General features: G+C 47.9%; 11 protein-coding genes. 1 reads left to right on the forward strand and 10 read right to left on the reverse strand.

Annotated elements, in window-relative coordinates; genetic code table 11:
- Window position 1: 1 nt before the first annotated feature.
- Together HYN51_RS15480 and recQ are read right to left on the reverse strand one after the other, a co-directional pair.
- Entirely contained in the window at window positions 2-1,123 is a 1,122-nt protein-coding gene (locus tag HYN51_RS15480; RefSeq protein WP_108900841.1) for a polysaccharide deacetylase family protein, read from the reverse strand.
- Between the two features lie 10 nt (window positions 1,124-1,133).
- A complete protein-coding gene (gene recQ, locus HYN51_RS15485; RefSeq protein WP_108900842.1) occupies window positions 1,134-2,963 on the reverse strand; it encodes an ATP-dependent DNA helicase RecQ in 1,830 nt (609 codons plus the stop codon).
- 350 nt (window positions 2,964-3,313) lie between these two features.
- Here recQ and rarD point away from each other — a divergent pair, with 350 nt between their 5' ends.
- Window positions 3,314-4,201, forward strand: coding sequence for an EamA family transporter RarD (gene rarD, locus HYN51_RS15490; protein WP_108900843.1), 888 nt, complete (start codon window positions 3,314-3,316; stop codon window positions 4,199-4,201).
- Here the strand turns inward: rarD and HYN51_RS15495 are convergent.
- The 8 genes from HYN51_RS15495 to lysA all read right to left on the reverse strand — a co-directional run bounded on the left by HYN51_RS15495 (window position 4,198) and on the right by lysA (window position 13,578).
- Entirely contained in the window at window positions 4,198-5,190 is a 993-nt protein-coding gene (locus HYN51_RS15495; RefSeq protein WP_230514072.1) for an AbrB family transcriptional regulator, read from the reverse strand. The two genes, rarD and HYN51_RS15495, sit on opposite strands and share 4 nt — an antisense overlap.
- Before the next feature lie 197 nt (window positions 5,191-5,387).
- Window positions 5,388-6,338 carry a magnesium/cobalt transporter CorA gene (gene corA / locus HYN51_RS15500; RefSeq protein ID WP_108900845.1) on the reverse strand — a complete coding sequence of 317 codons (951 nt, stop codon included), beginning with the start codon at window positions 6,336-6,338 and terminating at the stop codon, window positions 5,388-5,390.
- A 490-nt stretch (window positions 6,339-6,828) separates the two neighbouring features.
- A complete protein-coding gene (uvrD, locus tag HYN51_RS15505; RefSeq protein ID WP_108900846.1) occupies window positions 6,829-8,991 on the reverse strand; it encodes a DNA helicase II in 2,163 nt (720 codons plus the stop codon).
- Window positions 8,992-9,034: 43 nt separating this feature from the next.
- Window positions 9,035-9,751, reverse strand: a complete 717-nt coding sequence (yigB, locus tag HYN51_RS15510) for a 5-amino-6-(5-phospho-D-ribitylamino)uracil phosphatase YigB (protein WP_108900847.1) — start codon at window positions 9,749-9,751, stop codon at window positions 9,035-9,037.
- Entirely contained in the window at window positions 9,751-10,677 is a 927-nt protein-coding gene (gene xerC, locus HYN51_RS15515) for a tyrosine recombinase XerC (RefSeq protein WP_108902093.1), read from the reverse strand. Before xerC ends, yigB begins: the two co-directional genes overlap by 1 nt.
- Window positions 10,674-11,390, reverse strand: a complete 717-nt coding sequence (locus HYN51_RS15520; protein ID WP_108900848.1) for a DUF484 domain-containing protein — start codon at window positions 11,388-11,390, stop codon at window positions 10,674-10,676. The genes xerC and HYN51_RS15520 overlap by 4 nt, the downstream gene beginning before the upstream one ends.
- On the reverse strand, window positions 11,387-12,211 hold the full coding sequence (gene dapF, locus HYN51_RS15525) for a diaminopimelate epimerase (RefSeq protein WP_108900849.1): 825 nt from the start codon (window positions 12,209-12,211) through the stop codon (window positions 11,387-11,389). Before dapF ends, HYN51_RS15520 begins: the two co-directional genes overlap by 4 nt.
- Before the next feature lie 116 nt (window positions 12,212-12,327).
- The gene (lysA, locus tag HYN51_RS15530) at window positions 12,328-13,578 is read right to left on the reverse strand and encodes a diaminopimelate decarboxylase (protein WP_108900850.1); all 1,251 of its coding nucleotides are present in this window, start codon (window positions 13,576-13,578) and stop codon (window positions 12,328-12,330) included.
- Window positions 13,579-13,615: the final 37 nt, after the last annotated feature.

A 13,615-nucleotide genomic window follows, 5' to 3' on the forward strand; every position in this document is an offset into this window, starting at 1 on the left:
TTCATTGGATTTTAGTCATCTCACCACGGCGGCAATCTTGCCAGGTAACACCTGCGTTATGCATTAAGGAGTACAAATAATCAACGGAAGCAGGAGCCTTTGTATGTACATCATGGAAAAGGATAATGCCTTTACGCCAGAGTAACATTAACGTGAGTACCCGATCGCTGGCCTGCTGCGTATTCACTTTCTGGCTCCAATCCTGAGAGTCAATATTCCATAGCACTACCGGGACCCGGTATTGACGGAAAAAGCCCTCACTGTCGGCCCGACGCTGACCATAAGGAGGACGGAAGCTGGATGAATAGCTATCGGGAACGGCTTTACTAATCAAATTTAAACTTTCCAGCACCGAATTTTGCCAATCTGCCCAAGTGGCATGCGATTTATGCTGCCAACCGTGTGAGCCAACACATTGGCCCTGATACAGCTCCATCAGCTGTTCTTTTGACTGCTGCTGTAAACGACGCTGAAAACTTTCTCCCAAAACGAAGAAATAAGCATGTAATTGATGTTGGTTAAGCGTATTTATAAGTCGATCGGTGCTGCCGTTCTCCGGGCTGGGGCCATCATCAAATGTCAAAACAAACTGACGGTCAGCAAAGCGTTCTCCCGTCACTTCATTATCAGAGAAAGTTGAGATTTCACTGCTGGTTTTAGGAAACAGAGCCGCCAGCCGCAGTTGTTCCACCACATAGATGCGATGAAAAGCCATCCGCACAGGAGATATATTAGCCTTTTGAACTAACTGACGAAATTTATCGACGGTCAACTCTTCGACAACACGAGTCTCCGTATCTTGTGCAAGAGAGAGATTGGCTAACTGATAGTTTTTAGCCAAGCGCTGCCAAAAGTGCTGACGTACCTTATCCATCGATTTAATATCAATTCTCTTAGCAGGCAAAGATAGCTTTTCTGGCAGTTGCGACTCCGGTATCGATTCGCTTTCCAGCAGCGCTTTAGCAAACGCTAAGATCTCTAACTGAGATGCTCTGTCGAAGCTAGCACTGTCGATAATTTCAGCATCAGCTAGTTGACTGCGATCGATCACAGCCATTGACTGAGGTCCTGCAGCTATCAGGTTAAAACTGATTAACCCAATGAGTAAAATAAGTTTTCTCATGCAAACACCTCTAATCAGGACTGACTAAATGATCGCGGATTAGCGTCAGGAAAGGGTGTCCAAAACGCTCTAACTTGCGGTAGCCGACACCGTTTACTGACAACAACTCACTTTCACGGGTTGGCTGTTGCTCCGCCATCTCCAACAATGTTGCATCGTTAAATACCACATAGGGAGGAATATTCTCTTCATCAGCAATAGATTTACGCAGCTTACGCAATTTAGCAAATAGCTGACGATCATAATTGCCAGCAAAACTCTTGGTTGCCGCACTACTGCGTGATTTGAGATTAAGCAGCCTTGGCACAGCCAACTGTAATGAATTCTCCCCCCGCAAAACGGGACGGGCAGCTTCGGTCAATTGAAGCGCTGAAAATTGGGCAATATTTTGCGTCAAAAGACCCAGATGAATCAGTTGACGTAATACGCTAATCCAGTGTTCGTGGCTCTGATCTTTACCGATACCGTATACTGGCAGCTTATCATGCCCTAATTCACGAATTCGGGTGTTATTTGCACCGCGCAGAATTTCAGCAATATAGCCAACACCAAAGCGTTGACCTACCCGATAAACACAAGAGAGGGCTTTTTGAGCATCCACTAAACCGTCATATTGTTTAGGCGGATCAAGACAAATATCGCAGTTACCACAAGGCTGCTGTTTACTTTCGCCAAAGTAGTTAAGCAGCACCAGACGACGGCAAGTCTGCGCCTCCGCAAAAGCATTCATTGCATTCAATTTGTGGCGTTCAATATCCTGCAACGCGCCCTGAGGTTTTTCATCCAAACAACGGCGCAACCAAGCCATATCGGCCGGGTCATAAAATAGTACCGCTTCCGCAGGTAGGCCATCCCGGCCTGCTCGCCCAGTTTCCTGATAGTAAGATTCAATATTGCGGGGAATATCGAAGTGCACCACAAAACGCACATTAGGCTTATTGATACCCATACCAAACGCCACCGTCGCCACCACGATTTGCAGATCGTCACGCTGGAAGGCTTCCTGCACCTGCTCCCGACTCTCATTGTCCATACCCGCATGATAGGCCGCAACGCTGAGTCCTTTCGCTTTGAGCCTGTTGGCGGCTTCTTCCACTTTCTTACGACTATTACAGTAAATAATGCCGCTTTTACCGCGCTGATCCTGAACAAAGCGCTGTAGCTGATCGGTTGGTTTAAATTTTTCTATCAGGGTATAGCGGATATTGGGACGATCAAAACTGCTGATATTAATCAGAGGATCGCGCAAATCTAACAGACGAATAATATCCTGACGCGTGGTTTCATCTGCCGTTGCCGTCAGTGCGATGAATGGCAGGTCAGGAAAATGTTGTCGTATGGAGCCAAGAGCGCGATATTCAGGACGGAAATCGTGCCCCCACTGGGAAATACAGTGGGCTTCATCAACTGCCAGCAGGGTTGGGTTCCAACCACTAAGCTGCTCAAGGAAGTTATCCATCATCAGCCGTTCTGGCGCAACGTACAGCAGCTTAATTTGCCCGTTGCGACAGGCAGAGATCACTTCATACTGTTGTTCACGGGTTTGGCTGGAGTTAAGGCAACCGGCAGAAACACCATTGGCACGCAGTTGGTCGACCTGGTCTTTCATCAGAGAAATCAGTGGAGACACCACCAATGTCATTCCGTCCAGCAGCAGCGCTGGTAACTGATAACATAATGATTTACCACCGCCCGTTGGCATTACCACCAAACAGTCACGACCAGATACCGCCTCGAGGACTATCTCCTGCTGCCCGGGACGAAACTGATGATAGCCAAAGGTGTCACGTAATACCTGTGCGGCTAAAGGTTCTGTATTAATAACGACCGCAGTTGACACCTTAATCCCCTGTTACTTTTATTGGTGGGTATTTTAGGCTCATTCATGTCATTTGTCGTCCCTCGAAAAGGGGAAAAAGGCAGATAACTGATAAAAGGCAGGCTATCTCGCAATCTTCAGTGCAAACGCGCTCTTTTTCTGCAAATTCTCCGATCTTTCCTAGCATTTACCCATAATAATAACAAGGTTATTATTATGGAGTGCATATTATCCCACCCGATATTAATTAAGTATTTCCTCTTATTTAAAACACATTTATCCTATAAGTCATATCAATTTTAGACATAAAAAAACGCCAAAATGGAGTACACTGGCAAATTCTATTTTGAGCGTTCAGTACAAGGTATTTCATGGAATCGCAGCAGACTCGTCAGGGTATTTTATTCGCTTTAGCCGCTTACTGTATTTGGGGAATTGCTCCGGCCTACTTTAAGCTAATCGATTATGTACCTGCCAATGAGATACTGACACATCGGGTTATCTGGTCATTTTTCTTTATGATATTGCTGATTAGTATCAGTCGGCAGTGGAATACTGTACGTCAAGCCTGCCGAAATAAAACTAAATTATTATTACTGGCCGTTAGTGCAATATTAATTGGTAGTAATTGGCTAACGTTTATCTGGGCAGTCAATAATCACCATATGCTGGAAGCCAGTATGGGATATTTTATTAACCCATTGGTTAACGTGTTGCTTGGCGTGTTATTTCTTAGCGAACGTTTTCGTCGTATGCAGTGGATCGCAGTAGCGCTGGCCTTCAGTGGCGTCGCTATCCAGCTCTGGCAATTTGGTTCTATTCCTTATATCAGTCTGACCCTCGCGTTTACCTTTGGTATATATGCGTTAGTGCGTAAAAAAATTGGCGTTGATTCACAGACCGGCATGTTAATTGAAACCCTATGGCTTCTGCCAATCGCGGCAATCTATCTGTTTTTCATTGCGGATACAGCGACCAGTCACCTGAGCCAAAACTCAATGTCACTGAATTTGCTGTTGGTTGCTGCGGGCGTTGTCACCACCATTCCCCTACTCTGCTTCACCGCTGCGGCTACCAGGCTACGTTTGTCCACCTTAGGCTTTTTCCAATATATCGGTCCAACCCTGATGTTTGTGCTAGCAACCGCATTTTATGGTGAAACCATCGGTAAAGATAAGCTGATTACATTCGGCTTTATATGGGTAGCACTGATTATCTTTGTGCTTGATGCCCTGTATTATCAACGCAAATTACGTTAATTCTCAGCTTTTCTCGGCGCATGGCGAGAGATAAATTTCGCCATCGCTGGGCCAGTCATCAGAATACTAAATAGCCTAAGGGTCTGCATTGCCATTACGAAAGACATATCCACCCCGCTACCCGCAGCAATAATCGCCACGGTATCTAACCCTCCAGGGCTAGTTGCCAGATAAGCGGTCAGGAAATCCATATCCAATACTTTGGTCAAAGCCAGCGCCATTAATGCACACAGTGACATTAAAGCCAGTATCGAGATAATAATTTGTGGCAGCGTCCTTAACGCCAGCAAAAAAACAGCTCGATTAAAACGTAAGCCAACACTCCAGCCGATAAAGGCATAAGCCACTGCCAGCAGCCATTCAGGTAGTTGAATGGTCAATACATCACCCGCATGCAACCCTGCACCAATTAACATCGGAAACAACATGGTACCAGAGGGAAAACGCAGGCGACGCCCTAACCAACCGGCAATAACGGCCAGCGCCAGAGTGGCGACAAAATCCCAGCCCAGTGGAGGAAACCATATCAGTTCCTGCGCAACGCTCTTTGCTTCTCCCCCCATGGCAATACGTACCACCAGTGCGGCCGAACCAGCGACAAACAGTACCCGCAGGTATTGCATAAAAGCCACCAGCCGCACATCTGCACCATACTCTTCTGACATGGCAACCATCGCCGCCGCACCGCCCGGTGATGAGCCCCATGCTCCGGTGGTACCCGGCAAATTACTGAAGCGAACGAGCAACCAACCCGACATACCGCTGGCAAACAGCGTTGCCAGCAGAATCGAGAGAACAATCGGCCAATTTGCCGCCAGAGAGACCAAAATAGATGAGGAGAGGTTTTGAGCAATCATGCAGCCAAGAATGGCCTGTGAAGAAATAAAGAAACGGTTATCAATGCGTACCGTCGCGCCACAGAGGCTCATGGTTACCCCTACCACCATCGGCCCAAGCAACATAGCCGCAGGGATGTGAAAATGCAGCATCACCAGCGATAACAACAGGGAGAGAATTAACAGTATGACCCATTGAAAAATGGGAGAGCGTTCTGCCACGGTGACATATCCTGATAACTAATGCAGCGGAGACAGAGCCAACAAGAGCGTTAAAACTGAATGACCGCCGATTGATATAAAGTGATTTTATACCAATCAAGCGATAATTCTTTGACAAAACCGAGGTATCAGAGCCAATTGCGGCGTTTAAAGTAAAAATAAGGGGCCAGTGCTGCACAGAACATCAGGCCAATGGCCGCCGGATAACCAAATGACCAGTCCAGTTCAGGCATAAACTTAAAGTTCATGCCGTAACTTGATGCCACCAGCGTTGGCGGTAGGAACACCACGGATACCACCGAGAAGATCTTGATGATGCGGCTTTGTTCGATATTGATAAAACCCATCGCCGCCTGCATCAAGAAGTTGACCTTCTGGAACAGCGACTCATTGTGAGGCAGCAGAGATTCAATATCTCGCAATACTTCACGCGCCTGATCCAACTGGTTGCTCGGTAACCGTGCTTTACGCACCAGGAAATTTAACGCCCGCTGGCTATCCATCAAACACAGACGCACTTTCCAGCCGGTATCTTCCAGCTCGGCCAATGTAGACAGCGCTTCGTCATAGCCATCTCCAGGATGCCCTTCCATAATAATTCGGCTCAACGCTTCCAAATCGCTGTAAATATTCTCGATTTCATCGGCTAACTGCTCAATTTTAGTCTCGAACAGATCTAACAGCAGCTCGTAGGCATTACCATCGATCATCGCCCGATTACGGGCACGCATCCGGTAGAGTCGGAAAGCGGGTAGGTCACGTTCACGCAGAGTAAATAAACGACCGTCGCGAATAGTAAATGCCACCGTCGCGTTACCACCACGGTCTTCCGCGTCTTCGTAATAAAAGAAGGAGTGAATGTGCAGGCCATCTTCATCTTCGAAGAAACGAGCCGATGCCTCAATGTCATCCAGTTCTGGACGGGTTGCCAATGACTGGCCGAGTTCTTCCTGAACGCGTTCCCGTTCTTCATCCTCTGGTTCCACCAGATCGACCCATACAGACGAGGCCAGATTATCGCCCTCATCTAACTCTAAACGAGATAAGCGGCAATGATTTAGTTGAAATGCGCTTAGCATAGCGTCATCCCTCTTTTGCAGTGGAGATACAGACAACGCATTGAACAATCTGACATGATGGCAAAAGCCATATCAATCAGACCTAGATTAGATCCAGCTCATAGCGACGGGATAAAATAAGAAGTCGCTGACAACCACGAAGGCTATCAGCAAAAAGGGATAGCCTTAGAAGTTGAACTTAATTAAAAGATCATTGAGCCAGTATCGACTGGGAATGTCCAAAGCTGTTGCCCCCATAGGAAAATAGTGCGCGCATGTTACGCCTTCGGGAAAAACTCTGTCAACTATTGGAAAGTATTTATTGTTTATTTTCGCACCAAATACGGCTAATCGTCGGGCCAAGCTCAACGCTCTCAGAAATTGGGTCTGTGCTCAGGCGGGCACAGACTTAGTATGAGTACGATGCTTTACAACCAAAATATTCGCTACTATTTAGTGAATAGCGTTTAGCCTACATGAATAAGCCAATGCATATCAATTCATTAGATAACTACAAAACGTCCAATCTGGCATAAGAGGCCACCAGCCACTTAATGCCTTCTCCCTGAAATGCAATTTGTAGTCGGGCATGCTCACCACTTCCCTCAAGATTGATGATAGTTCCTTCACCAAACTTAGGATGGAGAACCCGTTGGCCCAGCTTATAGCCGCTGTCATTCTGGCTTATCGGCGTACCCATTCGACTGTGACTGACTGGACGTGACACGCTGGCACGTAGACGAACCTCTTCAATACAATCTTCCGGCAGTTCACCCACAAAGCGCGATGGACGGTGATAAACCTCTTTACCATATAAACGGCGGGTTTCCGCATAGGTCAGGGTCAGCTTCTGCATGGCTCGCGTTACACCAACATAGGCCAGACGCCGTTCTTCCTCCAATCTGCCGCCTTCATCCAACGACATTTGACTGGGGAACATCCCTTCTTCCATACCGACGATAAAGACCTGACGGAACTCCAGACCCTTCGCGGAATGCAGGGTCATCAGTTGTACCGCATCCTGATAGGCATCCGCCTGCCCTTCTCCCGCTTCCAGCGCAGCATGGGACAAGAACGCCTGTAGCGGCGTTAAATCCATATCGTCATCCTGAAAGCTGAACTGACGGGTTGCGGTCACTAATTCTTCCAAGTTTTCTACTCGCGCCTGTCCCTTCTCACCTTTCTCTTGCTCATACATCTGGCGCAGGCCTGAATCACGAATCACCCGGTCAGTTTGTACATGCAGAGGCAGTTCATAGGTTTCACGACCCAAAGCTTCAATTAGTTCAATAAAGCGTTGAATCGCACCGGCAGCCCGACCGGCCAATACCTTTTCCTGTAGTAACGCAATGGACGCCTGCCAGAGCGTAACCTGACGATCGCGGGCAGCATGACGGATAACATCCAGAGAACGATCGCCAATGCCACGCGTTGGCGTATTGACCACCCTCTCAAATGCAGCATCGTCATTTTGATTGGCTATTAAACGCAGATAAGCCAGCGAGTCTTTAATTTCCTGACGTTCAAAGAATCGCATGCCGCCGTATATTCTATAGGGCATTGATGCCTGCAATAACGCCTCTTCCAGTACCCGCGATTGGGCGTTGCTGCGATACAGAATGGCACTGTCAGTTAAAGCGCCTCCGCTATCCTGAAACGCTTTAATGCGGCTGACCACAAAACGGGCTTCATCCAGTTCATTAAACGCGCAGTAAAGGGAGATCGGTTCGCCTTGTTCGCCATCAGTCCACAGCTCTTTACCCAAACGACCATCATTATTGGCGATCAGGGCGTTAGCCGCTTTCAGAATATTGCTGGTTGAACGGTAATTTTGCTCCAGACGAACGGTTTGCGCTCCCGGAAAATCATCCAGAAAACGCTGAATATTTTCTACCTGCGCGCCGCGCCAGCCATAAATCGACTGATCGTCATCGCCAACAATCATCACTTTAGCGCTGTCACCGGCCAACATACGTATCCAAGCGTACTGAATGCGGTTGGTATCCTGAAATTCGTCCACCAGAATATTGGTAAAACGTTCACGATAATGGCTCAAGATCTGGGGCTTGTGTAACCACAATTCATGAGCACGTAACAGAATCTCTGCAAAATCCACCAGACCGGCCCGATCGCAGGCTTCCTGATACGCCTGATAAATACGCAGCCAAGTGCCTTCCGTTACATTGCCATAAGTATCAATATGCTGAGGGCGCAGACCATCATCTTTTTTGTTATTGATGTACCACATGGCCTGACGAGGAACCCACTGCTTCTCATCCAGATTCATTGCCCGAATGATTCGCTTTAATAATCGCAGTTGATCTTCGCTGTCCAGAATCTGGAAATCCTGCGGCAAATTAGCTTCAAGATGATGTGCCCGTAAAAGGCGATGCGCGAGACCGTGGAAGGTTCCAATCCACATGCCACCCTGACTAGTCCCTATTAGCTGTTCAATGCGATGGCGCATCTCTGCGGCGGCTTTATTGGTAAAGGTGACCGCCATGATGGAATAGGGGGAACAGTGCTCAACTGACATCAACCAGGCAATACGATGCACTAATACACGAGTTTTCCCACTACCTGCTCCAGCAAGTACCAACATATTGGTCCGGGGAGCGGCGATAGCTTCGCGCTGTTTATCATTTAAGTTTTCTAGCAGGTAGGAAACGTCCATTATTACGCCATATACTGTTAATTTATACAGATGAATGGATAGATTATATCAATCGACACAGCGATTCCAACCGAGAAATTTCGATATGGGGTAATAAACAGCCGGTTGGCTCATTCATGATGTTTCTTTCGCGATCGTTAATCCAGCATGCCTGAAGGCCATGACGTATTGCCCCGGCAACGTCAGTGATCAAATCATCCCCTACGTGCAGAATAGTTTCTGGCGCAAGTTTAAGCTGTCGAGCCGCATTCAGATACATATCGCCAAACGGCTTCGCCCGACCATCCGGCCCGGCACGTAACACCAGTTGAAAATAGTCACTCAGACCGAACATATGCGGATTAGCATTCCCGTTGGTAACAGCCACCAGTGGGTAGTGTGTGGCCAACAGGCTCAATGTGGTGTGAGTGGATTGAGGCACATCAATACGGCTACGCCAATAACTGAAATGCTCCATGGTGATCTCTGCCCCTTGTCGGGCATCACTATCGCTATAGCCATGAACTTGCAATGTGGTTTCAAACGCCCGACGACGCCATTCGCTGACATCATGGTAGATATCAGGTTCCTGCTCCAACAATTGATGGCGGATTTTATTAAACCCTTCACGGCTTAAATCTGCAACCTGAGGAAACTGTTGCTGCATAAAGCTAACAACTTCACGTTCGGTACGTTCAATGACCGGACGATTATCATACAGCGTATCATCAAGATCGAAGGTCAGTGCTTTAATCGGTCCCAGCGGTCGATAAAAATGCATCAGGATTTCCCTCTCTTGGCGCGTGGATGAGCAGCATCATACACCGAGCTTAAATGCTGAAAATCCAAGTGGGTATAGATTTGAGTAGTGGAGAGGTTAGCATGTCCCAGCAGCTCTTGCACGGCTCGTAGGTCACCGCTGGACTCTAACATATGGGTAGCAAAAGAGTGCCGTAGCTTATGTGGATGAACATGGCTGTTCACCCCTTGCTTAACGCCCCACTCGGCAAAACGCTTTTCCACATTGCGAGCTGAAATTCGGTTGCCATGTTTTGAGACAAACAGCGCATCATCATCCGGCGCATAATACTCGCGCATGGGTAACCAGCGGTTTAACCAAGTTATGGCCATTCTTCCGATGGGTAATTTACGCTCTTTACTGCCTTTTCCCACCACCCGAATATCACCAGACGCCAGATTCACCTGACGACAATCTAAACCAACCAGTTCAGACAAACGCAGACCCGCACCATACATCAGCTCCAACATGGTGCGATCCCTGACCGCCAGAGGATCGTTTAAGTCGATATCCAGCAGATGATTCACTTCATCCACATCCATGTTTTTCGGTAGGTGGCGGCCTTTACGCGGCGTCGAGATCCCTTTTGCCGGATTGGCCGTGATTTGCCCCTGACCGATCATCCAGTCTAAGAAACTGCGAAGGGCGGAGAGTCGAAGCGCCAAGCTGGCAGACTCCAGACCAGAACGTTTGCTACGGGTAACCAGCATCCGTACACCCGCGGCATCCAGTTTGGTCCAGTCCGTCAATCCAATATCAACCAGCAGAGCAATCAGCGCCGCCAGCTGCCGCTGGTAGCTTTTCAGCGTGTAGGGACTGAGCTGACGTTCAACCCGCAGATAACGCAGAAAACTATCAACAGGATTCTGTAGTGATGGACAACTGAGTTCATCATGATGTTCAGTCATACCGGTTCTATCCATCGGGATAATAATCCTGGCAGGATCAGGCTGAGTTGATCCAGTATCAATGTTCCCATGCCTTGCTGGTAATGCTGAGGATCGCGGCTGGTAAAGATCACCATACCTAAGTCCCCTCTTTTTCCTAACAGGGATAATGCAACTGAACCGACCATTTTGGCCTCAGGCATCAACAACAGAATTTCCGGACCATTCAACGGGCCTAAATATTGATTACGATTACCCAGCCGCTGAATACGCATAGATTCGAATGATTGGCGCGGCAAGGAAAGATGGGTGAAATCCGAAGGCGCGCCTAGGTGCCATTTCTCATTAAACAGACGAATAGTAGCGTCAATCAATCCCAGAGAACGGGCCCATTGCCTTAGGCTATCTAATAAATCTTGCAGGCTCTCGGCCTGCACCAACTGACATTGCAGGTTAATCAGCCGGGTAAACAGAATCTCATTGGTGGTCGCCTGTTCCATCAAGAGCGTAATCTCTTCTTCTAACTGCTCAATATGATTACGCTGACGACCCATTTGCCATTCAACTAATGAGATGCTGTCCCTCACCGGGTGAGGAACCCGCATTTGTTCAATTTGTCGGGCATTGCGAATAAAAAAATCAGGATTACTCAACAGATACTGACTGACCATGTCATCGGTGAGGCTGACTGGCGGAGTCTCGGAAGTTGATCCGTCTTTTTTACGCTGGCTCATAGATGAATAAACCCATCATAAACATGTGAAGCAGGCCCTACCATATACAGCGGATTCCCCGGGCCTTTCCAGCTTATTTGTAAACTGCCGCCGGGAAGTTCGACCTTCACATTTTCATCCAGCACGCCCTGCATAATACCCACGGCAACCGCAGCACAAGCACCACTGCCACAGGCCTGGGTTTCACCGGCACCGCGCTCATAGACTCTCAGGCAAACGCTTCCACGATGGATGACCTGCATAAAACCAATATTGGCTCGCTCAGGAAAGCGTTCATGGCTTTCCAGTAATGGTCCCAGTTCTTCCACATTGGCGTTTTCTACGTTATCTACTTGTAAAACACAGTGCGGATTACCCATTGATACTACACCGCACAGCACCGTGTGTTCAGCCGCGCGGAAAATGTAGGTTTTTTCCATTTTTGTGGCACGAAAAGGGACATTCGAGGGGTCAAAATCAGGCTCGCCCATGTTAACGGTAACCAAATCGTCTTCACTCACTGAGAGCGTCATACGGCCATTTTGCGTACTGACCCGGATATCTCGTTTATTGGTCAATCCTTTCAGGCGAACAAAGCGCGCAAAGCAGCGGGCACCATTGCCGCACTGTGCAACTTCACTTCCGTCAGCATTAAATATCCGGTAATGAAAATCTAAATCAGGATCGTAGGGCGCCTCAACCACCAGAAGTTGGTCGAAGCCGACGCCATAGTGGCGATCCGCCAGACGGCGAATCAGCTCTGGTGAAAAATAGACGTTCTGTGTCACCGCATCGACAACCATAAAATCGTTGCCCAAGCCATGCATTTTAGAGAATTGCATTTCATACCCCACTTTCGACGATCTTATATCCTACTGATTTATCGCCAGTTAAATTCTCGTCTTGCCGGGCCAGCCATTCTGAAGCTGTGAAACCAGAAAACGTATATCCTGATATATTATTTCACCAAATGCTCACCGCGCCACAAATCTTCAAAAATCTCTCGCTCACGCACTACGTAAGCCTGTGCACCATCAACCATAATTTCTGCCGGACGGCAGCGAGTATTGTAGTTTGAGCTCATAGTGAAACCATAAGCGCCTGCGCTACGTACCGCCAGTAAATCGCCTTGATTCAGAGTCAATTCACGATTTTTGCCCAGAAAATCACTGGTTTCGCACACCGGTCCAACAACATCATAGGTTTGGTGCTGACCGGTTGGTTTCTCAATAACCGGAATGATTTTCATCCATGCTTCATATAACGCCGGGCGAATCAGGTCGTTCATACCTGCATCAACAATGGCGAAATGGTGATCGTCTTGATCTTTCAAGTACTCTACCGTGGTCAGCATAATGCCAGCATTGGCGGCAATGGCGCGCCCTGGTTCAAAACAAAGTTCCAGACCTTCACGACCTTTCAGCTTTTGCAGTAAGGCAGCAGCGTACTCTTTCGGTTCTGGTGGTGTTTCATCGTCATAGCGTACGCCCAATCCACCGCCCAGATCCAGATGATGGATCTCAATTCCATCCTCTTTAAGCTGGTCCAGTAAAACCAGTAAGCGATCGGTTGCGTCAAGGAAAGGCGAGAGCTCTGTGAGCTGAGAACCAATATGGCAATCGACACCTCTGACCTCAATATTTGGCATCTCGTTCGCTAAGCGGTAAACCTCACGCGCTTTTTGATAGCTGATACCAAACTTATTCTCTTTTAATCCGGTAGAGATGTAAGGGTGAGTTTTGGCATCCACATCCGGATTAATACGCAACGAAATAGGCGCTTTCACCCCCATTTCACCCGCAATCTGATTGATACGGTGTAATTCAGGAATAGATTCCACGTTAAAACAGCGGATCCCCACTTCCAGTGCCCGGCGGATTTCACTCACCGACTTAGCCACTCCAGAAAACACGATTTTCGCTGGGTCACCGCCGGCAACCAGAACGCGCTCCAACTCACCCTGCGAAACGATGTCAAAACCGGAACCTAAGCGAGCCAGAATATTCAGAAATGCCAGATTACTATTCGCCTTAATCGCGTAACAAATCAGGTGTGGATGACCAGATAACGCATCATTAAATGCATGCCAGTGGCGCTCAATGGTTGCTCGAGAATAGATATAAAGAGGTGTGCCAAAACGAGCGGCCAGATCTATCACCGGTACATCTTCAGCAAATAATTGCCCGTCTTTGTAATTAAAGTAATCCATAGTGTCTGCCTAGTCTGTTTTTTTATGCTGTATTTAT

This window comes from Limnobaculum parvum (genome assembly GCF_003096015.2).
GTDB classification, from domain to species: Bacteria; Pseudomonadota; Gammaproteobacteria; order Enterobacterales; family Enterobacteriaceae; genus Limnobaculum; species Limnobaculum parvum.